At 71.2% G+C, this 23,238-nt stretch carries 20 protein-coding genes; 5 read left to right on the top strand and 15 right to left on the bottom strand.

Annotated features, from left to right (window positions below; all coding sequences use genetic code 11):
- Positions 1-45: 45 nt before the first annotated feature.
- The 9 genes from BA175_RS10065 to BA175_RS10105 all read right to left on the bottom strand — a co-directional run bounded on the left by BA175_RS10065 (position 46) and on the right by BA175_RS10105 (position 8,400).
- Positions 46-1,446: a histidine kinase gene (locus BA175_RS10065; RefSeq protein ID WP_069170959.1), complete on the bottom strand. Its 1,401-nt coding sequence runs from the start codon at positions 1,444-1,446 to the stop codon at positions 46-48.
- Positions 1,447-1,456: 10 nt separating this feature from the next.
- Positions 1,457-2,344: a DUF5936 domain-containing protein gene (locus tag BA175_RS10070; RefSeq protein WP_069170960.1), complete on the bottom strand. Its 888-nt coding sequence runs from the start codon at positions 2,342-2,344 to the stop codon at positions 1,457-1,459.
- A 13-nt stretch (positions 2,345-2,357) separates the two neighbouring features.
- Complete coding sequence (locus tag BA175_RS10075; protein WP_069170961.1) at positions 2,358-3,293, bottom strand: type II secretion system F family protein; 936 nt, start codon at positions 3,291-3,293, stop codon at positions 2,358-2,360.
- A 10-nt stretch (positions 3,294-3,303) separates the two neighbouring features.
- Positions 3,304-4,641, bottom strand: a complete 1,338-nt coding sequence (locus tag BA175_RS10080) for a CpaF family protein (RefSeq protein ID WP_069170962.1) — start codon at positions 4,639-4,641, stop codon at positions 3,304-3,306.
- Positions 4,642-4,672: 31 nt separating this feature from the next.
- Positions 4,673-5,065: a TadE/TadG family type IV pilus assembly protein gene (locus BA175_RS10085; RefSeq protein ID WP_069170963.1), complete on the bottom strand. Its 393-nt coding sequence runs from the start codon at positions 5,063-5,065 to the stop codon at positions 4,673-4,675.
- 6 nt (positions 5,066-5,071) lie between these two features.
- Entirely contained in the window at positions 5,072-5,485 is a 414-nt protein-coding gene (locus tag BA175_RS10090; protein ID WP_069170964.1) for a TadE/TadG family type IV pilus assembly protein, read from the bottom strand.
- Between the two features lie 5 nt (positions 5,486-5,490).
- Positions 5,491-6,759, bottom strand: a complete 1,269-nt coding sequence (locus tag BA175_RS10095) for an AAA family ATPase (RefSeq protein WP_069170965.1) — start codon at positions 6,757-6,759, stop codon at positions 5,491-5,493.
- A gap of 7 nt (positions 6,760-6,766) precedes the next feature.
- A complete protein-coding gene (gene cpaB / locus BA175_RS10100; protein ID WP_069170966.1) occupies positions 6,767-7,471 on the bottom strand; it encodes a Flp pilus assembly protein CpaB in 705 nt (234 codons plus the stop codon).
- A gap of 80 nt (positions 7,472-7,551) precedes the next feature.
- Positions 7,552-8,400: a hypothetical protein gene (locus tag BA175_RS10105; protein WP_069170967.1), complete on the bottom strand. Its 849-nt coding sequence runs from the start codon at positions 8,398-8,400 to the stop codon at positions 7,552-7,554.
- Positions 8,401-8,988: 588 nt separating this feature from the next.
- Here BA175_RS10105 and BA175_RS10110 point away from each other — a divergent pair.
- Complete coding sequence (locus BA175_RS10110) at positions 8,989-10,722, top strand: chitinase (RefSeq protein ID WP_069170968.1); 1,734 nt, start codon at positions 8,989-8,991, stop codon at positions 10,720-10,722.
- Between the two features lie 102 nt (positions 10,723-10,824).
- On the opposite strand, the gene BA175_RS10115 is transcribed toward BA175_RS10110, so the two are convergent.
- From BA175_RS10115 to BA175_RS10135, 5 genes are all read right to left on the bottom strand, one after another.
- The gene (locus tag BA175_RS10115; protein WP_069172036.1) at positions 10,825-12,129 is read right to left on the bottom strand and encodes an Nramp family divalent metal transporter; all 1,305 of its coding nucleotides are present in this window, start codon (positions 12,127-12,129) and stop codon (positions 10,825-10,827) included.
- A gap of 72 nt (positions 12,130-12,201) precedes the next feature.
- Positions 12,202-13,677, bottom strand: a complete 1,476-nt coding sequence (locus BA175_RS10120; protein ID WP_069170969.1) for a GntP family permease — start codon at positions 13,675-13,677, stop codon at positions 12,202-12,204.
- A gap of 130 nt (positions 13,678-13,807) precedes the next feature.
- Positions 13,808-14,218, bottom strand: a complete 411-nt coding sequence (locus BA175_RS10125) for a RidA family protein (RefSeq protein ID WP_069170970.1) — start codon at positions 14,216-14,218, stop codon at positions 13,808-13,810.
- A gap of 6 nt (positions 14,219-14,224) precedes the next feature.
- On the bottom strand, positions 14,225-14,983 hold the full coding sequence (locus BA175_RS10130) for an IclR family transcriptional regulator (RefSeq protein WP_069170971.1): 759 nt from the start codon (positions 14,981-14,983) through the stop codon (positions 14,225-14,227).
- Entirely contained in the window at positions 14,980-16,041 is a 1,062-nt protein-coding gene (locus BA175_RS10135; protein ID WP_069170972.1) for a sugar kinase, read from the bottom strand. The genes BA175_RS10130 and BA175_RS10135 overlap by 4 nt, the downstream gene beginning before the upstream one ends.
- 222 nt (positions 16,042-16,263) lie before the next feature.
- Here BA175_RS10135 and BA175_RS10140 point away from each other — a divergent pair, with 222 nt between their 5' ends.
- Both BA175_RS10140 and BA175_RS10145 read left to right on the top strand, forming a co-directional pair.
- Positions 16,264-17,553, top strand: coding sequence for an alanine racemase (locus BA175_RS10140; protein ID WP_069172037.1), 1,290 nt, complete (start codon positions 16,264-16,266; stop codon positions 17,551-17,553).
- 43 nt (positions 17,554-17,596) lie between these two features.
- Positions 17,597-19,231, top strand: a complete 1,635-nt coding sequence (locus tag BA175_RS10145; protein ID WP_069170973.1) for an N-acyl-D-amino-acid deacylase family protein — start codon at positions 17,597-17,599, stop codon at positions 19,229-19,231.
- A gap of 47 nt (positions 19,232-19,278) precedes the next feature.
- On the opposite strand, the gene BA175_RS10150 is transcribed toward BA175_RS10145, so the two are convergent.
- Positions 19,279-20,181: a S1 family peptidase gene (locus BA175_RS10150; protein WP_069170974.1), complete on the bottom strand. Its 903-nt coding sequence runs from the start codon at positions 20,179-20,181 to the stop codon at positions 19,279-19,281.
- Positions 20,182-20,934: 753 nt separating this feature from the next.
- Between BA175_RS10150 and BA175_RS10160 the strand changes: the two genes are divergently transcribed.
- The gene (locus BA175_RS10160; RefSeq protein ID WP_069170976.1) at positions 20,935-21,747 is read left to right on the top strand and encodes an arylamine N-acetyltransferase family protein; all 813 of its coding nucleotides are present in this window, start codon (positions 20,935-20,937) and stop codon (positions 21,745-21,747) included.
- A gap of 239 nt (positions 21,748-21,986) precedes the next feature.
- Positions 21,987-23,198 carry a pyridoxal phosphate-dependent aminotransferase gene (locus BA175_RS10165; protein ID WP_069170977.1) on the top strand — a complete coding sequence of 404 codons (1,212 nt, stop codon included), beginning with the start codon at positions 21,987-21,989 and terminating at the stop codon, positions 23,196-23,198.
- Positions 23,199-23,238 lie beyond the last annotated feature (40 nt).

Here is a 23,238-nt window from a genome sequence, read left to right on the forward strand (position 1 = left end):
TCGGAGCGGTTGTCGAGCGGGTCTCCTGCCGGTTCGACCGCCCGGTCAGGAAACGGGGTTCAGGCCCGGACTCGGCCCTTGGCCCTCCGGGCCCGGATACGGCCCCCTGTCCGAGCCCGGAGACGGCCCGGGCCGCGGTGCCCCCGGAGCCCTCATTCCCGGCGCCAGGGCGGCCAGGGGAAGCTCCAGCCGTACCTCGGTACCCTTGGCCGCCCTGCCCTTGCCGATGCGGATGCGGGCGCCGATCGAGGCCGCGCGTTCGACCATGCCGACGAGGCCGAAGTGGCCGGCCCGTCTGAGGTCGTCGAGGGTGGTGCCCGCGGGGAGGCCCTGGCCGTCGTCGTACACGCTGACGCGCAGGACGTCGCCCTTGATGCCGGCCAGGACGACGAGGTAGGTGGGGTGGGCGTGCCGGTGGGCGTTCTCCATCGCCTCGGAGGCGACGGTGAGCAACTGCCGGGCGACGACCTGCGGGACCGGGGGGACGGGGGCGTCGCCGAGGGTGCGGAACACGGTGTCCATGCCGTGGCGGCGGGTGAAGTCCTCGGCCCGGGCACGGAGTTCCCCGACGATGTCGACCCCACCGTCCAGGCCTGATTCGCGGCGCAGGTCGGCGAGGAGTTCGCGGGACTCGGCGGCGGCCCGCCGGGCCGAGCGGGCCACCAGCTCGGCCTGGTGTTTGACGGTGAGCGGGTCCATGCGGTCGGCGGAGTGGGCCAGGCCGTCGGCGGCGAGGGCCAGGCCGTGGAGCGTCTTGGCGACGGAGTCGTGCATCTCGCGGGCCAGCCGGGCGCGTTCGTCCTCGACGGCCACGCTGACGGCGAGCCGGGCCCGGGTCTCGGTGAGTGCCTGGCTGGCCGAGCCGACGCGGAGCATCAGGTTGCGCAGGGCGACGCCGACCGCCCCTGCGAGGACGCAGAAGCCGGGCAGGAGCAGGACCGAGGCCAGGCCGCCGGTCCGCAGCTGTCCCTCGGCGGCGTAGGCGGCGGCCAGGATGAGGCTCTGCAGGCCGGCGAAGACGCCCGCCGCCCGCCAGCCGTAGAGCAGTCCGGCCAGGAGCGGGGTGCAGACGACGGCGTAACCGAGGGACGACTCCGGGGTGGCGGTGAAGAGGAGCAGGGCACCGAACCCCGTGTCGGCGCCGAGCAGCAGCGGGTGGCGGACCAGGAGCGGGCCGAAGCGTTCCCAGTCGCGGTGGAGGGCGTACGAGGCGACGACCGTCACCAGGACGGCGGAGGCGACGAGCCAGCTCGCGAGGCCGGGGGCGGTGTTGGCGAGGGCCTGCGGGGTACCGATGGCGATCATGGCGAGCCGGAAGAGGAACACCTGGCGGGCCAGTGCCGAGAGGGCGTTGACCTGGATGGAGACGGTCGGCGCCGGTCCGGTGGGCGTGGACAGGGCGGCGTGCCGTGATTCCTCGGCTTCCGGGTGCAGGGAGATCGTCATCGGTGGCCGCTCACTCCCCTGTGAGGGATCCGAGGCTGGTGTCGGATCCGAGCAGCATGGCGGCCCCCATGAGGATCATGGTGGCGGGGATCATGAAGGTGGTGACCATCAGGGTGGCCTTCGGGACCGCCTTGGCGGCCTTGCGCCGGGCGTTCTGCGCGTCGGTGCGGCGCATGTCGTTGGCGATGGCGATGAGGGTGTCGACGATCGGCGCGCCGAGCTCCTCCCCCTGCTGAAGGGCGGTGACGAACATGGCGACCTGCTCGGAGTCGTTGCGCCGGCGCAGTTCGTCGAAGGCCTGGCGGCGGCTCACGCCCATGTCCATCTGGCGCAGGGTGATGCGCAGTTCGTCGGACCAGGGGCCCTGGTACTTCTCGGCGACCCGGTCGAGGGCCTGGCGGAAGCCGAGGCCCGCCGAGACGACGACGGCGAGGACGTCGAGGAAGTCGGGAAGGGTGCGGTCGATGTCGTCCCGCCGCTTGCGGACGGCGGCCCAGATGCCCACCTCGCCCCAGAACAGGCCGAAGGCGACCATGAACAGCGCCATGAAGATCTTGCCGCTGCTGAGCATCGCGAAGGCGGCGAAGCCTCCGAGGGCGCTGTAGACGGCGCGGCGGGCGGCGTAGCGGTCGATCGTCAGGCCGCCGGGGTTGCCGGCCATGTCGATCTTGCGGCGCTTCTCGTTGACCTTCTTGGGCCCCATGAGGCGCAGGACGAGGGGGGCCCAGCGCATGCCGAGCCGGTCGATGCCGGAGCCGACCGCGGTGGTGCGGGTCGAGCCCACTTCGAGGGCGAGCGCGAGGTCGCCGGGGAGGGTGGCCTCGGCGCGGTACATCCGGACGCCCTTGAAGACGCCGAGCACGCTGAGGCCGACGACGAGAGCGAGCAGCAGTTCCATTCCGGTCCCCTCCTCAGATATCGATCTTGGAAATGCGGCGGATGGCGACGAAGCCGAGGGCGTAGAGGCCGAGCGAGACGATGACGGCGATCTGGCCGGCGACCGATCCCGTCATACGGTCGAGTGCTCCGGGGAGGATCGAGTTGACGAGGAGCATCGCGCCGATGCCGATGGCCGGGACGGCGTAGGCGGTGGTGTTGACCTGCGAGAGCTGGGTGCGGACCTCGCGCCGGGTCTCCTTGCGCTCCTCCAGGGTGACGGTGAGGTTGCGCAGGGAGGAGACGACCTGGCCGCCGGCCCGGTTGGAGAGGATCAGGGTGGAGACGAGGACGACGAGTTCACGTGAGGGCAGGCGCTCGGCGAGTTCGTCGAGGGCGTCGTCGAGGGTGCGGCCGACGGCGAGCTGGTCGGCGACGACACGGAGTTCGTCCCCGGCGGGTGCGTCGAGTTCGTCGGCGGCCATGGCGATGGAGGTGCGCAGGGAGAGTCCGGCCTGGGTGGCGTTGGCCAGGACCCGGGAGATCTCGGGGAGCTGGCCGATGAACGCTTCGGTGCGCTTGGTGCGGTGCCAGTTGAGGAAGGTGTTCGCGCTCCAGATACCGATGATCGCGGCGAGCGGCCCGAAGAAGGAGGCGAGGACGGAGGCGGCGATCAGCCAGAGGGCCGCCACCGAGCACACGACGTAGAAGAAGTACTCGCCCGGAGTGAGGTCGAGGCCGGTGGCCGCGAGTTTCAGCTCGATCCTCTTGCCCAGCTTCGTACGGCGCAGCCGGCGGTCCAGGGCCCGGAAGCGGCGCTGGGGGCCCATGTCGATCTGCCCCGTCGAGGAGAGCCGGTCGACGAGCGCTTCGCGCTGGGCCTTGCCCGAGGTGTAGGAGTGCAGGCCCATGACGCCGAGTACGCAGCACAGCAGCGTGACGCCGATGGTGAGCGGTGCGAGGTTGTCCATGGCGGGGTACCTATCTGGCCTCTCGGGTGGCGAGGTGTTCGTCCGACGGGGCGACCCCGAAGGCCTGGGGGATCGGCTGTCCGGCCATGTAGAGCCGGTCGGCGATCCGGCGCGGGAGCGGGAGTGCCTGGAACTCGCCGTGGACCACCCCGTCGGTGGACATCGGCCGGGCGGCGAACCGCGCCACCGTGACGATCCGGTAGGGGTCGCGGCCGTGCGAGTCGAGCACCGCGATCTCGGTGACCTTCCTGGTGCCGTCGGCGTGCCGGGTCAGCTGGACGATCACGTCGACCGCGCTGTTGATCTGGTCGTGCAGCGCCTCGAAGGGGATCTTGATCTCGGACATGGAGGCGAGGGTCTGGAGACGCATCAGGGCGTCCTCCGCGCTGTTGGCGTGGACCGTGGCCAGCGAGCCGTCGTGGCCGGTGGACATCGCCTGGAGCATGTCGAGCGACTCGCCGCCGCGGACCTCACCGACGACGATGCGGTCGGGGCGCATGCGCAGGGAGTTGCGCACCAGGTCGCGGATGGTGACCTGGCCCTTGCCCTCGACGTTGGCCGGGCGGGTCTCCAGCCGGATCACATGGTTCTGCTGGAGCTGGAGCTCGGCCGAGTCCTCGATGGTCACGATGCGTTCGCCCTCGGGGATGAGCCCGGAGAGCGCGTTGAGGAGCGTGGTCTTGCCCGTGCCGGTGGCCCCGGAGACGATCACGTTGAACCTGGCCTGGACGAGGCCGGCGAGGAGCAGCAGCATCTGCTGGTCCAACGAGCCGAAGCCGATCATCTCCTGGAGCGAGAAGGACCGGGGGAAGCGCCGGATGGTCAGGGTCGCGCCGGTGAGCGAGAGCGGCGGGATGATCACGTTGACGCGCTCGCCGCTGGGCAGGCGGGCGTCGACCATCGGGTTGGCCTCGTCCACCCGCCGGTTGACCGTGGAGACGATGCGCTCGATGGTCTGCATGAGCTGCTCGTGGCTGGCGAAGCGCATCGGGAGCTGTTCGACCCGGCCCGCGCGCTCCACGAAGATCTGGTCGGGGCCGTTGACCATGATCTCCGTGATCGAGGCGTCCTCCAGGAGCGGTTCGAGGACACCCAGGCCCAGTGCCTCGTCGACGACCCGGCGGATGAGCTGGGAGCGTTCGACGGTGGAGAGGACCGGGCCCTCCCGGCTGATGATGTGGCCCAGGACGCGTTCCAGCCGGGCCCGGCGGTCGGCGGCGGCCAGCGAGGACATCTCCGCGAGGTCGATCTCCTCGAGGAGCTTCGCCCGGTACGTGGCGACCAGGTGGCCGTCCTCCCGTCCCCCTCCGCGTTCCTCGGGGGCGGTGATGCGTGCCCGCAGGCTCATGGGTGGTACTCCTCGGATGCGATGGGTGTACTCAGTCGCGGGGCATGGTGGCGGACTTCTCCACGGTCCGGTCACCGAGCAGGCCGAGCAGGACGTCCGGGATCTCCACGGTGACCCTCACCGTGACCGTGTCGCCGCCCGTCGGCGGGGAGATCCGCGCGCGGTCGGCCACCCAGCCGGTCATCGACGCCTTGCCGACGCGGTCGTACGACCCGGACAGCTCGTCCTGCGAGGCGGTGCGGGCGGCCGCCCGGGCGCCGGTGCCCGCCTGCTGGGCGGTGTAGGCGACCAGTCCCAGCTGAAGGCCGGCGAGGCCGATGAGGATGAGCACGGGCAGGAAGCCGAGGTACTCGAGGGCTGTCGAGCCGCGGTCCCGGTCCCGCCCCGCCTCGGGCCCGGCCGCGCGGAGGATGCGTACGGCCATGACGCGTCACTTCCCTTCCGCGGCCGCGCCGGCCGTCGCGTCGACGTCGATGGGGAGGCTGGCGAAGCCGGGGAACAGGACGGGGGCCTTCAGGGTGAGGCTGACCTCGACCATGTCGCCCCGCTCGGCTCCGCACCGTCTGATCACGGCAGGCCCGTCCCAGGCCCCCGGGAGCCGTTCGTGCACGGCGGCCTCGCATCTGCTCCGCCGGTCCCAGGCGCCCGCCGCGACCGCCTTGCGTACGCCTTCGTCCGCCGCGCCGCTCGCCAGGGTGAAGGTGTAACCCACCAGGACCGCCTGCCAGAGCAGCACCAGCGTCACCAGGATGATCGGCACCATCCCGGTGAACTCGACGATCAGCTGTCCCCGGTCGCTCCTCAGACGCGCCCGTATCCGGTCCGGTGCACCCGTGGTCCGCATCGCTGTCAGCCTCCCCCGCCGCTCGTACCGCCCTTGCGCCGGCGGCCCCCGATGGATCCCCTGTCGCCGCGCAGTATCCCGCCGCGCGCCTCCGCTCCCTGGGAAGGCTTCACGAGTCCGAGCTCTCCCGCCAGGGCCCACAGGGCCTGTTTCACGGTGGAGCGTGGGTCCAGCTCGTGCATCCGCCCGGCGTCGACCGCGCCCTGGAGTTCCTTGAAGTTCGCGGGGACGGCGGTTCCCGCCATGCGGGTCCCGGTGATCCGCTGGATCAGCGGGGGCTGGATCTCCGTACTGCGGTTGAAGCGGTTGACGAGGGTGACCGTCTCCTCCGCCTTGCGGATCTGCAGCCGGTCCCACATCCGGACGATGCGCTTGGCGCCCCTTACCGCGACCACGTCCGGGGTGGTCACCAGGACCGCGGTGTCGGCCATCTCGATCGCGGCGGCGTTGGCGCCGTTCATCTGGCTTCCGCAGTCGATGACGACGATCTCGTAGCGCGAGCGCAGGGCGCTCACGATCTGGCGGGCCGAACGGTCGCTGACCTCTTCGCCGCGTTCGCCCTCGCCGGGTGCCAGCAGCAGCGCCAGGCCCGTGTCGTGCGAGAAGACGGCGTCGGACAGGACGCGCGGCGAGATGTCGGTGATGGCCGCCAGGTCCACGACGGAACGCCGGAACTGCACGTCGAGGTAGGCGGCGATGTCTCCGGTCTGCAGGTCCAGGTCGACGAGTGCGGCCGCGTACCCCGAGGCCTGCGCGGCGAGGGCCAGCTGCACGGCGGTGAGGGTCGCACCCACTCCGCCCTTGGCGCCCGTGACGGTGACGACGGTGCCGCCGGGCCCGGTGAACACGTCGCTGCCCGCCCCCAGATGGCGCCGTACACCGGTGGACCACTGCGCGGCGGCCTGCACCCGGTTGGCGAGTTCCTCGTAGCTGAGGGGGAGGGTGGCCAGACCCCGGGCCCCCGCGTCCATGGCCGCGGCGAAGAGTCCGGGACTCGCGTCCGCGGTGATCAGCACGACGCCCACGGCGGGGAAGCGCAGGGAGACCTCCCGGATCAGTTCCAGGGCGGGCACCGGCCCGATGCGCTCGTGCACCAGCACGACCTCGGGCAGTTCCTCGATGGACTCGCCGGCCAGCCGGGCGAGGGTGTCGATGAGCTGCGTCGAGTCGCCGACCGGAGCCGCCGGCTCCGCCTCGGGGAGCTGGCTGAGCAGGGTGGTGACGGACCTGGCCGCGTCGGCGTCACCGACGGCCGGGAGGATTCTGGTGGTCATCCCATCCTCACTTGTCCTTGTCGAGCGTGTAGGTGCGGTCGCCCGGGCGGATGGTGCCGTCACTGCCCGGCGCGATGAGTGCGAGACGTACGTGCAGGGCGAAGGACTCGGCGTAGGCCACGCGCTGGGTGTCCAGCGTGTTGAGCGCGAAGGTGATCGGCACGGCCTCGGTCGCCTGGTTCCTGTCGGTCCTGCGCGGCTCCAGCGGAGTCAGCTCGCCGACGTCGAGCACCTTGGCGTTGGAGACGATGACCTTGGACTGGGCCGCCTCGCCGTCCCGCTCGCCCTCGAAGGTGGCGTAGATGTTCACCTTGTCGTTCGGCCGGATCTTGCCCGCCACACCGGTCGCGGCGTCGATCATGATGGCGATCTCCTGCTCGCCGGGCTTTAGTTCGGGGCTCCTCGCCATCATGTCGGACTGCATGAGGGAGCCGGCCTTGAGCTCGGTGACGGCGATCTTGCCGTTGACCTCGTCCAGATCCGTGACGGCGTTGTCCGACAGCCAGCGTTTGGGCATCGACACCTTCTCGAACTGTGCGGCGGACAGGTCCGAGTAAGGCGACACGTTCTGCTTGAGCCGGTAGGCGGAGACCTCGGGCCCGACCTTGGAGTTGACGTCGCTGATCACCGAGAGCACCCCGGCGAAGGCACCGAAGGCGCACAGGACCGACAGGAGCAGGAGTATCACGCCGCGGCGCTGGCGGGAGTTCATGGCCGGACAACCTCGTTCGAATCGGATGGGTGGGCGGCGGACGGAGGGGGTGTGCGGGTCTGGACGGCGGCCCTCGGGCGTCAGGAGCCCGGTGGCCCGGACGCTCCACGGGACAGGACACCCGCGGGGCGCATTCGGTTCTCGGGCGGGGTCAGGGGCGAGGAACAGAACCCGCAGCGGTCACCGATGAGCTCCATTCCGCACCAGTGGCAGTTCTCCCGGCGCACGGAGGAGACGAGTTGGTAGATCACCGAGATGTCCGGCAGATAAGAGGCGAATTCCACGAGCCTCCCGGTGCCCCACCACCGCGGGGATCCGGAAGGCAGCGGGCATTCGTGGACGGCCTGGACCTTCCAGGCGGGGGCCAGGGTCTGCTGTACCCAGTCCGATGACGACTGGCCTCTGGCCACCATCAGGTGAGTGCCGAACGCCGGCCCGGCCGGAGGTTCGGCCGCCGGGCCGATCCGGACGAGCTGGGGGCTGGGCCCGGCGAGTACGGCGAACTGGGAGCCCGGCACCCAGGACTTGGCGTGCGTCTTCAGGCTGACGGGGACCCGGTCCAGCCGGGCGACCGAGTTCAGCAGGGCGCCGGCGTGGATGTAGTGGGTGAGCAGCCGGGCCGCCGACGCCACCACACCGGGGCTGAAGTCACAGATCGACAGCTGACGAAGCTGACGCACCAGCACGGCCACGCCGAGCGGCGGCAGATCCACTTTGACCAGGGCGATCCGGTCGCTCTCCATGACGGAACGGATGGCGTGCAGACGCCGTTCGTGGGCCTGGCCGAGCCCTGCCGGGCAGATCACGACGACATGCCCGTGCTGCTCCAGAAGCAGGTGCATGTCACCGATCGCGAGGTCGAGGGTCTGGGCGTCGGGAGCCTGCAGCACGGCCGCCGTCGGGGTCTGCTGATCGGTCGGTGGGAGCACAAGATCAGCGCTCGTCACTGCTATTGCGGTCGGCACGTTCTTCCCCGTTCGGCTCCGGCCGCGGTCGTCGTGACCCCGGCCGCAAACACTCCTGCTCCGCGCTTCTTCCTCAGCACTTTAGCCACGTCCTCGCAGGCGGAGAACAGAAATCGGAGTCCGGTACGGCGACGTCCGGCGACGGGTCTTCGCGGTACCTCCGTGCGAAAAGGTACGAAAACCGAACTGGTTAACTCCTGTACCACTGCGCAGGGTTACCACGGGCACCGGGTGCGAAGGCTGCGGAAATTCGTTCACCCACGTCAGAGCGGCGCACGGCCGCCCTGACGCCCCGTGGGCGATATCCGTGGCGGGCCCGCTCCGTGACGATCCGAAATGCGTCCCGGTTCCGCGGCGACTCACCCGCGCGAGTGCACCCGCCGGCCCCGGACGTCACCTTGCGGAGCCCGCGGCAGACCGCGGCGGGCACGACCGGGAGCAGTCACCCCCGCCGGAAGTCTTGACAACTCTATTGGTCTGGACCAGTTTATCGGCCAACGGTGGCCACCGTTCCCCGCCGGCATCCCCCGACTCCCCCACCGGAGGCAGCAAGTGGAACGCTCCGCACGCAGCAGACGCACACGTCACCGCACCCGGCCCCTCCTCGGCGCGGCCGTCGCCGTGGTCGCGGCCGGGGCCCTGACCGTCACCGGGCTCGCCGGCAGCGCGGAAGCCGCCGACGTCAACGTCGCCAAGAACGCCGGTTTCGAGTCCGGCCTCGCCGGCTGGACCTGTTCCGGCGGCAGCGGCACCACCGTCTCCTCCCCCGTCCACGGAGGTTCCTCGGCGCTCAAGGCCACCCCCGCCGGCCAGGACAACGCCAGGTGCACACAGACCGTGGCGGTGAAGCCCGGTTCCACGTACACACTGAGCTCCTGGGTACAGGGCGGTTACGCCTACCTGGGCGCGAGCGGCACCGGAACGACGGACGTCTCCACCTGGACGCCCGGCTCCGGGACCTGGACGCAGCTGAGGACCAGCTTCACCACCGGCCCCTCCACCACCTCGGTGACGGTCTACACCCACGGCTGGTACGGCCAGGCGGCCTACCTCGCGGACGACGTCACGGTCATCGGCCCCGACGGCGGCGGCGGTACGGAGGAGCCCGGCCCCGCCGTCCCCGGAGCCCCCGCCGGCCTGACCGTGGGCACCACGACGTCCTCCTCCGTGGCCCTGTCCTGGAACGCCGTCTCCGGCGCCACCGGCTACACCGTCTACCGGGACGGCGCGAAGGCGGCCACCTCCAGCGGCGCCTCCGCGACGGTGACCGGCCTGGCCGCGGACACGGCCTACCAGTTCGCGGTGAGCGCCACCAACGCCGCCGGCGAGTCGGTCAGGTCCGCCACCGTCAGCGGCCGTACGGCGAAGGCGGACACCCCCGGCCCGGGCCCGGTGACCTCCGTGCCCAAGCACGCGGTGACCGGTTACTGGCAGAACTTCGACAACGGCGCCACCGTCCAGAAGCTCAGCGACGTGCCGGCGGCCTACGACATCATCGCCGTCTCCTTCGCCGACGCCACGGCGACCCCGGGCGCCGTCACCTTCAACCTGGACTCGGCGGGTCTGGGCGGCTACACGGTCGCGCAGTTCAAGGCCGACATCAAGGCCAAGCAGACGGCCGGCAAGAACGTCATCATCTCGATCGGCGGCGAGAAGGGGACCGTCTCCGTCAACAGCGACGCCTCCGCCACCGCATTCGCCGACTCGGTCCACGCGCTCATCCGGGAGTACGGCTTCAACGGGGTCGACATCGACCTGGAGAACGGTCTGAACTCGACGTACATGACGAAGGCGCTGCGCTCGCTGTCCGCGAAGGCGGGTCCCGGTCTCGTCATCACGATGGCCCCGCAGACCATCGACATGCAGTCGACGTCCGGGGAGTACTTCAAGACGGCGCTCAACATCAAGGACATCCTGACCGTCGTCAACATGCAGTACTACAACAGCGGTTCGATGCTCGGATGTGACGGCAAGGTCTACTCGCAGGGCTCGGTGGACTTCCTCACCGCGCTCGCCTGCATCCAGCTGGAGGGCGGTCTCGCCCCGTCCCAGGTCGGCCTCGGAGTCCCCGCCTCGACCAGGGGCGCGGGCAGCGGTTACGTGTCCCCGTCCGTCGTGAACGCGGCGCTCGACTGCCTGGCCAAGGGAACCGGTTGCGGTTCGTTCAAGCCGTCGCGGACGTACCCGGGCATCCGCGGGGCGATGACCTGGTCGACGAACTGGGACGCCACGGCCGGCAACGCCTGGTCGAACGCCGTCGGCCCCCACGTCCACGGCCTGCCGTAGCCGAGGACCCGAAGCCGCAGCGCCGCCGCTCCCCCGGCGGCGCTGCCGGGTTCGGCCGGGCGGTGCCGGCCGTGGGCTCTCTCCGGGCGGAGCCCGGAGGCGTCACCAGGGCAGCTCGCGCACCTGCTGGACGCACAGCACGACGAACAGCAGGCCCGCCGCCCCGAGCATCCCGTTGCTGAGCCATCCGTTGCGCCACTGCGGCGGTGTACGGGCGGAGTTGAGCAGCCGGAGCAGGGTCAGGGCCAGGAAGGGCATGAAGAACGCGCCGAGCACGCCGTAGGCGATGACCAGGCCGAACGGCTCGTCGAGCCAGAGGAGGGCCATCGGGGGGAAGGTGAGCCAGAGCAGGTACGCGCGGAAGGGAAGGGACCGCTCCGAGCGGCCGACCGCCGCACTCCCCGCCTGCTCCGCGCCCCCGGGGCGGCGGCCGGCCCGCATCCGCTCGACGAAGTCGGCGAACATCAGGCTGACACCGTGCCACACGCCGATGAGCGACGAGAACGAGGTGGCGAAGAAGCCCACCAGGAACAGCTTCGCGGTGGCCGGGTCGAAGCGGTCCTCCAGGACCTGTCCGAGGTCGATCAGCCCACGGTCGCCCTTGGCCAGGGCGAGGTGGGAGGCGTGCAGCAGTTCGGCCCCGACGACGAGCATCGCGACGACGAAGATGCCCGTGGTGAGGTAGGCGACCCGGTTGTCGAGCCGCATGACCTTCATCCAGGACGAGTCGGACCAGCCCTTGGCGTTCACCCAGTACCCGTAGGCCGCCATCGTGATGGTGCCGCCGACCCCGCCGATCAGCCCGAGCGTGTAGACGAGGGAACCGTCCGGGAGGACGGGGAGGAGTCCGGCGAAGGAGGCGCCGAGGTCGGGGGCCACGCGGGCGGCGACGTAGACCACGACGACGAACATGACGCCGACCAGGACCGTCATGACCTTCTCGAAGACGGCGTACTGGTTGAACCAGACGAAGACCAGTCCGGCCAGCCCCATGACGATCGCCCAGGTCTTGAGCCCGGGGCCGTCGGGGAAGAGGGCCACGACGGGCAGGGCGCTGGAGGACATGGCCGTCGCGCCGTACACGAACCCCCAGACGACGACGTACACCGCGAAGTAGACGGTGGTCCATCCGCCGAGGCCGCGCCAGCCGTCGAACAGGGTGCGGCCGGTGGCCAGGTGCCACCGGCCGACCGCCTCGGCGAGGGAGATCTTGACGAGGCAGCCGATCACGGCAGCCCACATCAGGGTGTAGCCGAATCTGCTGCCGGCGACGAGCGTCGCGACCAGGTCCCCGGCACCGACGCCGGTGGCGGCGACGACGATACCGGGGCCGATGTACCTCCAGCTGGACGCGCGCTGCGGGGAGCTGAACTCCCCCGTTCCCGTGCTTCTGTTGGTCTCCGCCATGCCGATCAACGAAGCGTACGGGGACGGATCGCGCAAGAGGGCGTGCGGTGCCCTCCGTCCGGGGAGCGGACCTCAGATGACCAGGCTCAGGGCGGCAGCGACCACGAACCCGGCGACCGAGAGGACCGTCTCCAGGACCGTCCAGGACTTCAGGGTGTCCCGCTCGGAGATGCCGAAGTACTTGGACACCATCCAGAAGCCGCCGTCGTTGACGTGCGAGGCGAAGATGGAGCCCGCCGAGATGGCCATGATGATCAGGGCGAGGTGCGGCTGCGACATGCCCTGGCCCTCGACGAGCGGGACGACGATGCCGGCGGTGGTGACGATCGCGACCGTCGCCGAACCCTGGGCGACCCGCAGCACCACCGAGATCAGCCAGGCGAGCAGGATGACCGGCAGCCCCACGTCGTTGAAGGTGTCGGCGAGCGCGTCCGCGATGCCGCTGCCCTTGAGTACGGCTCCGAAGATCCCGCCCGCGCCGACGACCAGCAGGATGTTGCCGACCGGCTTGAGGGAGGCGGTGGAGACCGTTTCGAGCGACTTGCGGGACCAGCCGCGCCGGATGCCCAGCAGGTAGTACGCCAGGAGGAGCGCGATCGTCAGCGCGACGAAGGGGTTGCCGAAGAACTCGATGACGGAGCGCGGGGTGGAGGGGTCCAGGGCGATGGAGGAGAACGTCGCGGCGAGGATCAGGATCAGCGGGGTGCCGATGATGGCGAGCACGGTGCCGAGGGCGACGGGCTTCTCGTGCGGGGTGACCCCGGCGGCCCGCTGTTCGGCGACGACGGCGGCCTTGGCCTCGGCGGCGGCCTCGACCATGTCCTGCGGTACGTCGACGAACAGGCGCTTGCCGATCCAGGCGGAGTAGGCCCAGGCGGCGAGGACGGACGGGATACCGACGACGGCGCCCATCACGATGACCCAGCCCAGGGAGACGTCGAAGAGTCCGGCGGCGGCGACCGGGCCGGGGTGCGGCGGCAGGAACGCGTGGGTCATCGAGAGTCCGGCCAGCAGCGGCATCGCGTACAGCAGGATCGATTTTCCGGAGCGCTTGGCTGCGGCGTAGACGATCGGCGCGAGGACGAAGATGCCGACGTCGAAGAAGACCGGGATGCCGAAGATCAGGCCCGTGAGGCCCATGGCGAGCGGCGCGCGCTTCTCACCGAAGAGGTTCAGCAGGCGGGCGCTCAGCACCTCGGCGCCGCCGGAGACCTCCAGGATCGCGCCGAGCATCGTGCCGAGGCCGATGATGATGGCGACGTGGCCGAGGATGCCGCCCATGCCCGACTCGATGACGGAGACGGCGGCGGACTTCTGGACCGTGCCGAAGAGTTCGGTGACGGAGAGGCCGGCACCCAGGCCGACGGCTATGGAGACGGCGAGCAGCGCGACGAACGGCTGCAGTCTGACCTTGATGATGAGGAAGAGGAGCAGCGCGATGCCGAGGGCGGCGACGGTCAGCAGACCGGCGGTGCCGTCGATCAGGGCGAGGAGTCCACCGGTGTGGGGTGGCGCCTCGGCCGGCGCGGGGGTGGCGGCGAGCAGCATGGTTGGTCAACTCCGTGGGTGACAGGGGCCCTTCGGGGCAGGGGGGAGCGCGGCACGGCGCTCCCGTGGGACGGGGCGCCGTGCCGTGGTGCGGGACGGTGCGGAGGGAGGGGCGGGCCGGGCCGGTGGATCAGCCGAGGACCGCGAGCGCGTCGATCTCGATGAGGAGTCCCGCGGGCAGACCCACGTAGACCGTGGTGCGGGCGGCGGCGGGGGCGGTGAGCCCCTGGCCCTCGAAGTACTCGTTGTAGATCGCGTTCATCTCGGCGAAGTGGTCGACGTCCGTGAGGTAGACGCGCATCATCATCACGTCGTCCCAGCTCGCGCCGCCCTCCTCCAGGATGGCCTTGACGTTGGCGAAGGTCTGCAGGGTCTGCTCGCGCAGGGTCGGCCCGGCCGGGGTGGGGGCCTGGCCCGGCACGGCGGGCAGGAAGCCGACCTGGCCCGCGACCTGGAGGATGTTCCCCTTCCGCACGCCGTGCGAGAACCTGGCGGGCGGGGTGGTGTGGGTGCCGGGGGTGAGAGCGGTCTTCTCGGTCATGGTGGTTCAGGCTTTCTCGGTGGGGGTGCTGCCGGAGTACTCCCGGCTGATGGCGTCGGCGGTGCGCCGCACCAGGGGGAGCAGGGTGAGGAGTTCCTCGGCCGTGACGACCACGTTCGGCGCGGACACCGACATGGCGGCGACGACCCGCCCGTCCGCGCCCCGGACGGGGGCGCCGACGCAGTTGATGGACTCCTCGTGGCCGCCGAGGTCGGTGGCCCATCCCTGTTCGCGTACGACGGCGAGTTCCCTGAGGAACGCCCCGGCGTTCGGGACCGAACGGGACGTGTACATGGGGTAGTCGAGCTTCTCGGCGATCGCGCGCCGCTCCGGCTCGGTGAGGTCGGCGAGGAGCAGTTTGGCGACGGCGGCGACGGTGATCGCCACCGGCTTGCCGATCCGGGAGTACATCCGCACGGGGTAGCGGCTCTCGACCTTGTCGATGTAGAGGACCTCGTTCTCCTCGTACACGGCGAGGTGGACGGTGTGTCCGCACTGCTCGTTGAGCTCGACGAGGTGGTTGTGGGCGATCTCGCGCACGTCGAGGTTCTCGACGGCCTCCTGCGCGAGGGCGAAGAGCCGGGCACCGAGGCGGTAGCGCTGGTCCTGCTGACGGTAGACGAGTCCGTGCTCGTGGAGCGTGCGCAGGAGCCGCAGGGCCGTGGACTTGTGGACGCCGAGCCGTTCGGCGACCTGGCCGAGATCGGCCGGTCCCTGGGCGAGCAGCGGCAGGATGCTCAGCGCGCGGTCGACGGTCTGGCTCATGTGACTCGTACCTCCTCGGGTGCCTGGCCGGCCGCTGTCCAGCCGGGGCCGAGACGAAGTGTCTCCCAGGCGGTGTCGTCCAGAGCCGCGAGACGGTCGGCATGGGCGCGGGCCGGGGGCGCGGTGAGGTCGCCGGGGACGGTGAGGACGGCTGCGGCCGTCAGGTGGCCGTGCCGGGCCCGGTCCCGCATCGGCAGGTCGCGCAGGGTGGCGGAGAGGAACCCGGCGGCGAAGGCGTCGCCCGCGCCGACGGCGGCGACGACGTCGACGTGCAGGGCGGGGACGGGCGTGACGGTGTCCGCCTGCCCGCCGCCGGTGCGGGCGAAGACCGTCGCGCCGTCGGCGCCCCGCTTCACGACGAGGACCTCGGGCTCCGGCAGGGCGGTACGGATCGCGTCGGCCCCCCGCACCCCCCAGGCCTCCTCGGCCTCGTCCTCGCCGACGAAGACGAGGTCGCTGCGGCGGGCCAGGGCGAGCAGGACCTCGGGGCCCGCGTCGCCCGTCCGCCACAGCCCGGGGCGGTGGTTGACGTCGAAGGAGATCAGCGGGCGGCCCTCCCGGGCGGCGGTGAGGTCGTGCAGCAGGGCCAGGCAGTCGGCGGAGAGCGCGGCCGTGATGCCGGACAGGTGCAGGACGCGGCCGGTGAGGAGGTCCTCGTAGGGGACGTTGTCCGGGGACATCGCGGAGGCGGCGGACCCCGCCCGGTAGTAGGCGACTTCGTAGGTGTCGGTGGCGCGGTCCGTGGCGGTGCGGAAGTAGACGCCGGTGGGGCGGTGCGGATCACGGCGTACGGCGGAGGTGTCGACCCCGTATCCGGCGATCGTGTCGACGAGGTGGTCGCCGAAGCCGTCGGCGCCGACCCGGCCGACCCATTTCGCCCGGTGGCCGGAGGCGGCCAGCGCGCAGGCGACGTTGGACTCGGCGCCACCGATGCCACGCGAGAAGGACGGGACGTCGGCGAGGCGGCCGGGCCGCGAGGGCAGGAACGTCACCATGGACTCGCCGAGGCAGACGACGTCCGTGTCCGCCGCGCTCGTCCTGGTCGCGAATCCGGGCACTCTGGGCTCCTCCTGGTCGGCCGTGGGCGCCGGTGCTCACCATTGACCCGGCATCGGCTCGGATGTTAGACAGCGGGTAGCGAGATGCGCAATGGGCGTTGCACATGATGCAACGTCGGCATCGAGGTCATCACCGTCACCGAGGAGGCACCCTTGGCCGCCGAGCAGTCCGCCGAACAGCCCGCCGGGCCCCCCGCGGGGTCCGCGGGGCCGCCCGTGCCGATGATCGACGGCGGGTCCCTTGCGGCACTCGCGCGGGAGCGGGTCGACCACCGCTTCAAGGCGCTGCCGCCCGACGCGGAGGGCCTGACCGTCGGCGCGCTGGCGGCCGAACGGCGCAACCTCTTCACCGGAGGGTTCACCACACCCGTGCTGGCCCTGTCCGCCGAGGCGATCGAAGCCAACCTCGCACTCCTGCAGACCTACAGCCGGCGGCACGGCCTGGCCTTCGCCCCGCACGGCAAGACGTCGATGTCACCGCGGCTCTTCGCCCGCCAGCTGGAGCACGGCGCGTGGGGGATCACGGCCGCCGTGCCCCACCAGGCACGTGTCTACCGGGCCCACGGCATCCGGCGGATCTTCCTGGCCAACGAGCTCGTGGACGCGGCGGCCCTGCGCTGGCTGGCCGGTGAGATGGACGCCGACCCGGACTTCAGGTTCGTCTGCTACGTCGACTCCGTCCGCGGTGTCGAGCTGATGGACGAGGCCCTGCGCGCGGCGGGGGCGTCCCGCCCCGTCGACGTCGTCGTGGAACTCGGCGCCGGCCCGGGTGCGCGCACCGGTGCCCGTACGGAGGACGACTGCGCGGCGGTCGCCGACGCGGTGGCGGGCGTCTCCACCCTGCGCCTGGTGGGCGTCGCCGGATACGAGGGAGAGGTGCCGGACGCCTCCCCCGAACGCGTACGGGAATGGCTGCGCCGGCTCGTCGCCCTGGCCGCCGCCTTCGACGCCGCCGGACGCTTCACCTCGCTCGCCGCGGACGAGGAGATCCTGGTCAGCGCGGGTGGCAGCGCCTGGTTCGACGCGGTCGCCGATGTCTTCGCCGAGATCCCGGTCCTCGGCCGCCCGGTGTGCCGGCTGCTGCGCTCGGGCGCCTACGTCAGTCACGACGACGGCCACTACCGCCACCTCACCCCGTTCAACCGGGTCCCCGGGGAGGGCGCGCTGCAGCCGGCACTCCGGCTCTGGGCCCAGGTCGTCTCGCGGCCCACGCCGGAACAGGCCTTCGTCAACGCGGGCAAGCGCGACGCCGCCTACGACCTGGACCTCCCCGAGGCCCAGGCCGTCCGGTCCGCCCGCGACGGCTCGGTGCGGCCGGCCACCGGCATCACCGTGACCGGCCTCTCCGACCAGCACGGCTGGCTCCGCACGGAGCCGGGGACGGTACTGGAGGTGGGCGACTGGGTCGGTATGGGCCTGTCGCACCCCTGCACCGCCTTCGACAAGTGGCAGCTGATCCCGCTGGCCGAGGCCGACGGCACCGTCACCGACTACCTCCGCACGTTCTTCTGACAGCCCCGGGACGACATCCCGAGGAAGGACAGGTCACCCCGCCATGGATCTCGTCATCCGCGACGCCCGTGTCATCGACGGCAGCGGCGCCCCCTCCTACCGAGCCGACGTCTCCGTCGCCGACGGCCGGATCACCGGGATCCACCGCGAGGGTGCCGGCCCCCGCCCCGGTGCCACGCGCATCCTGGACGCTGACGGCCTCGCCCTCTCCCCCGGCTTCGTCGACATGCACGCCCACAGCGACCTGGCACTCCTGCGCGACCCCGACCACAGCGCGAAGGCCGCGCAGGGGGTCACCCTCGAAGTCCTCGGCCAGGACGGCCTGTCGTACGCCCCCGCGGACGACCGGACGCTCGCCGAGGTGCGCTGCTCCATCGCCGGGTGGAACGGCGACGGGTCGGACATCGACTTCGACTGGCGCACCGTCGGGGGTTACCTGGACCGCCTCGACCGCAACTTCGGCGGTCAGGGCATCGCCGTCAACGCCGCCTACCTCGTCCCGCAGGGGACGGTGCGGATGCTCGCCGTCGGCTGGGAGGACCGGCCGGCCACCGATGCCGAGCTGTCCCGGATGAGGGAACTCGTCGCGCAGGGCATGGCCGAGGGCGCGGTCGGCATGTCCTCGGGCCTGACGTACACGCCCGGCATGTACGCGGGCGACGCCGAACTGACCGAGCTGTGCCGCGTGGTGGCCGCCCACGGCGGCTACTACTGCCCCCACCACCGCTCGTACGGGGCGGGGGCGCTCGCCGCGTACGAGGAGATGGTGGAGCTCACCCGTCAGGCGGGCTGCGCCCTCCACCTCGCCCACGCCACCATGAACTTCGGCGTGAACAAGGGCAGGGCTCCCGACCTGCTCGCCCTCCTGGACGACGCCCTGGCGGCGGGCGCCGACATCTCCCTGGACACCTATCCCTACACCCCCGGCTGCACCACCCTGGTCGCGATGCTGCCCAGCTGGGCGGGTGAGGGCGGCCCCGAGTCCGTCCTGTCCCGGCTCGCGGACGACGCCACGGCGGAACGGATCCGCCACCACCTGGAGGTCCTGGGCTCGGACGGCTGCCACGGCGTCCCGATCGAGTGGGACACGATCGAGATCTCGGGCGTCGGCGCTCCGGATCTCACCGGGTACGTGGGCCGTACGGTCGCGGAGTCCGCCCGGCTGCGCGGCGAGGACCCGTGGGTGACCGCCCGCCGGCTGCTCGTCGAGGACCGGCTCGGCACGACGATCCTCCAGCACGTGGGCCATGAGGAGAACGTGCGCCGGATCATGCGCCACCGGGTGCACACCGGAGGCAGTGACGGCATCCTCCAGGGCGACAAACCACATCCGCGCGCCTACGGCACCTTCCCCCACTACCTCGGCCACTACGCAAGGGAGCTGGGCATCATCGGCCTGGAGGAGTGCGTCGCCCACCTCACCTCCCGCCCCGCCGCACGCCTGCGCCTGGCGGACCGCGGCCACGTCCGCGAGGGCTACCGCGCGGACCTGGTCCTCTTCGATCCGGACACGGTGGCGGCGGGCTCGACCTTCGACGCGCCGCGCACCCTCCCGGTGGGCATCCCGTACGTCCTGATCGACGGCCGCTTCGTCATCGAGGACGGCAGGCGGACCTCCACCCTGGCCGGCCGCGCGGTCCGGGGGACGGGCCGGGGCGCGGACCGGACCGCGAGGTGACGGCCGGGCTCCCTTCTCCGCGCCCGGCCGTCCCGTAGGCCCGCCCGCTACGGCTTGGGAAGGGCGCAGCCCGCCCGGGTCAGGTCGATCTGGCTGCCGGGGCCGACGCAGGGCACGATGCCGTACGTCTGCTGCGCGTAGTTGATACCCTGACGGACCGTCACCACGCCGCCGGCGTCGACCTCGCACGGGTTGTTGTCCGTGCACCGCTGGCCGTCCTCGTTACCGGTGTTGTTGACCGCGACCACCTTCCCGGTCGCGTCGTCGATCACCGGCGAGCCGGACGTGCCGCCGATCGTCCGGCAGTCCGAGGTGTAGCGGACCGAGTCCTTCCAGGTCCAGGCCCCCTCCTTGAGGCGGTACGCGAACCCGTCGACGGCACAGCTGTACGTGCGCTTCCAGTACCCCGAGACGACCGTGATCGCCGTCCCCTGCACCGGGCGCGTGGCGTTGAGCTCCAGGGCCTTGATGCCGTAGGTGCTCTCGATCTGGGCGTACGTACGGGTGAGCCGGTAGAGCGAGACGTCGGTGTCCGTCATCGTCCCGTACGCGATCCTGTCGGCGCGGAGGGTGCCGACGCCCGTGCCCGCCGCGTTCAGCAGGGTGAAGCTCCGGGTCGACGCCCTGTTGAGGACGACTTCGCCGGGGCCCGGGAAGCCGGTCTCCAGGCAGTGGCCGTTGGACAGGACGAGGGCGGGGTCGCCCGGCAGGGACGAGGGCGTGCGGACGACCGAGCCGGAACAGTTGCTGAGCGCCACCGTGCCGGCGAAGCTGACCGCCTTCGCACGGACCTCGGCGGTCTGCGTACCGGCGCCGGCCGTCCGCGCGGTGACGCCGGTCCCGTTCGCGCGGGCCTGGGTGGTGCCCGGGTTCGTGACCGCGACCGCGGGGGCGGCACCCGCCCCGAGGAGCAGAACGGTAAGAAGTGCGCCGACGAGAGGCTTCTTCATGTGGGGGTCCCCTCCAGATGCGTCTGTCACCGGAGTTCTCCGGTTTGACATGCGCATGTTGGCCTACGGGAAGGGGGCCCACAAGGGGCGGAATCAAGCCGCGTCCCACCGGCCGTCAGCCGGTCACCCCCTCGCCCGCCCTGATCGCACCGCACCCGGCACGCCGGGCGCGGTGCGGCCGCCTCACCGGCCGGCCGCCTCCCTGGTGTAGGTCACCGCCGCCAGAAGGCTCAGAGCCTGTCGGGTGACCTGGGGTCGGAAAGCGGACGCGGTCCGGTGCGTGCGATTCCAAGGCGCTGGAAGGCCCGCGTAGCGGAGCTACGCGGGCCTTTCGGCAACGCGGGAAGCGGGCGTGCCGGGCTGTGGCCGCTCGATCAGAGGTCACCCGACAGGCTCTCAGCCCGGGTTCGGCCGTGCGCAGGATCCTGACGGCCGCCACCGCGTCGGCCGGCCCCTCGTACCCGGCCGCCGCGAGCCGCTGCCGCACCCAGCGGCCGCGCACCTCGGAGTCCGGGACGGCCGCGGCCCGCTCGACGAGGGCGACGGCGCGCTCCAGACCGGGCCGCTCGTCCTCGGGCGCGGTACTCAACGCCTCCCGCAGGAGCGCGCCGAGCTCCTCCGCCTCCCGGAGCACGGTCACGATCTTTTCCCGCCTGGCCCTGTCCGCACGGATCATGAGGGCAGCGTGCCCCGTACACCCCGCCCCTCCACCGCATTTGAGCAACTACTGAGGTGTCTGCGTACTGTCGGGTCATGACTCTCGACCTCGACGCCTACTTCGCCCGCATCGGCTGGTCCGGTGAGCGCCGTCCCACTCCGGAGGTACTGCGGTCCGTGCACCGCGCCCACATGCTCGGCATCCCCTTCGAGAATCTGGACCCCGTCCTCGGGCACGTGCCCTCCCTCGCCCTCGCGGACCTGGAGGCCAAGCTCGTCCGCGGCGAGCGGGGCGGGTACTGCTACGAGCACAACACCCTGCTCGCGGCCGTCCTCACCCAACTCGGCTTCCCCGTGACGCTCCTGGCCGCCCGCGTGGTGGTGGGTGCCGCCCCCGGTGACATCCGGCCGCGCACCCACATGCTGATGAAGGTGGAGGCGGAGGGCGCCGCCACCCCCTTCCTCGCCGACACCGGCTTCGGGTCGAGCGGGGCACTGCTGGAGCCGATCCCCCTGACGCAGGACACGGAACTGCTCGACACCCCCCGCCACCACCGGCTCGTGCACGCACCGCACGACGGCCCGCTGGAACTGTGGGAACTGCAGTCCGAGAAGGGCGGTTGCTGGGAGCCGCAGTACGAGTTCACGCTCGAACCGTTCCAGCATCCCGACTTCGAGGTGATCAACTGGCACATGGCGACGAACCCGGACTCACCGTTCCGTCAGGCGGTGTACGCCATGCGCACCCAGCCGGGTCTGCACCGGGCGCTGTCCGGACGCACCCTGGTGGAGACGGCCGACGACGGCACGATCACGGAGCGCGAGCTGAGCGGTCCGGCCGAGGTGCTGCGCGTACTCGCCGACGACTTCGGCCTACGGCTTCCGGAAGGGACCACCCTGCCGGGTTGAACCACGTCGGCCGGGCACGGCCCGGCCGCCCCGCCCCGCCCCGCGTGGCGCATCTCACCAGCCAGGTGCGGCACACCCGCATTCCAAGCCCGCGCGCCGCCCCGACCGGAGGTTCGCACGGTCGGCGGCCGGGGCGGCATGCCGATGAAAGAGCGGGCACGGCGCACTACGCCTCCGGAGGGGACAACGCGTACGCGAACGGGGCGCAGCGCGCGAAACGCGGCCGTAAGCTCACGGACATGCAGGTCATCCAGTCCACGAAGCTCTCCGGCGTCTGTTACGAAATCCGCGGCCCCGTGCTCGAGGAAGCCATGCGGCTGGAAGCCGCCGGTCACCGCATCCTCAAGCTGAACACCGGCAACCCCGCCGCGTTCGGCTTCGAGTGCCCGCCCGAGATCCTCGAGGACATACTGCGCAACCTCTCGGGGGCGCACGGCTACGGGGACGCGAAGGGCCTGCTGTCCGCACGCCGGGCGGTGATGCAGCACTACCAGACCAAGGGCATCGACCTCGGGGTCGAGGACATCTACCTGGGCAACGGCGTCTCCGAGCTGATCCAGATGTCTATGCAGGCGCTGCTCGACGACGGCGACGAGGTGCTGGTCCCCGCTCCGGACTACCCCCTGTGGACGGCCTCCGTCTCGCTGGCCGGCGGTACGGCCGTGCACTACCGGTGCGACGAGCAGGCCGACTGGATGCCGGACCTGGCCGACGTCGAGCGGAAGATCACCGACCGCACCAAGGCGCTCGTGATCATCAACCCGAACAACCCGACGGGCGCGGTCTACGACGACGAGATGTTGCGCGGGCTGACGGAGATCGCCCGGCGCCACAACCTCGTCGTCTGCTCCGACGAGATCTACGACCGGATCCTCTACGACGGCGCCACCCACACCCCGACCGCGGCCGTCGCGCCCGATCTGATGGTGCTCACCTTCAACGGGCTGTCCAAGAACTACCGGATCGCGGGATACCGCTCGGGCTGGATGGCGGTCTGCGGCCCGAAGGCGCACGCCTCCTCGTACATCGAGGGGCTGACGATCCTGGCCAACATGCGGCTGTGCGCGAACATGCCCGCCCAGCACGCGGTGGCCACCGCGCTCGGCGGCCGGCAGTCCATCGACGACCTGGTGCTGCCGGGCGGGCGCATCCTGGAACAGCGGGACGTGGCGTACGACCTGCTGACGCGGATCCCCGGGGTGACGTGCGTGAAGCCGAAGGGGGCGCTGTACCTCTTCCCCCGGCTCGATCCCCAGGTGTTCAAGATCAAGGACGACCGGCAGATGGTCCTCGACCTGCTGCGGGCCGAAAAGATCATGGTCGTACAGGGTACGGGCTTCAACTGGCCGGAACCCGATCACTTCCGGGTGGTGACACTGCCGCCGGCCAAGGATCTGACGGACGCCATGACGCGCATCGGAACCTTCCTGGACAGCTACAGCCAGCCCTGAACTCGATCAGTTCCGGATCGCACATAACTTTAGACAGATT

This window comes from Streptomyces griseus (assembly GCF_001715295.1).
Classification (GTDB): Bacteria; Actinomycetota; Actinomycetes; order Streptomycetales; family Streptomycetaceae; genus Streptomyces; species Streptomyces griseus_G.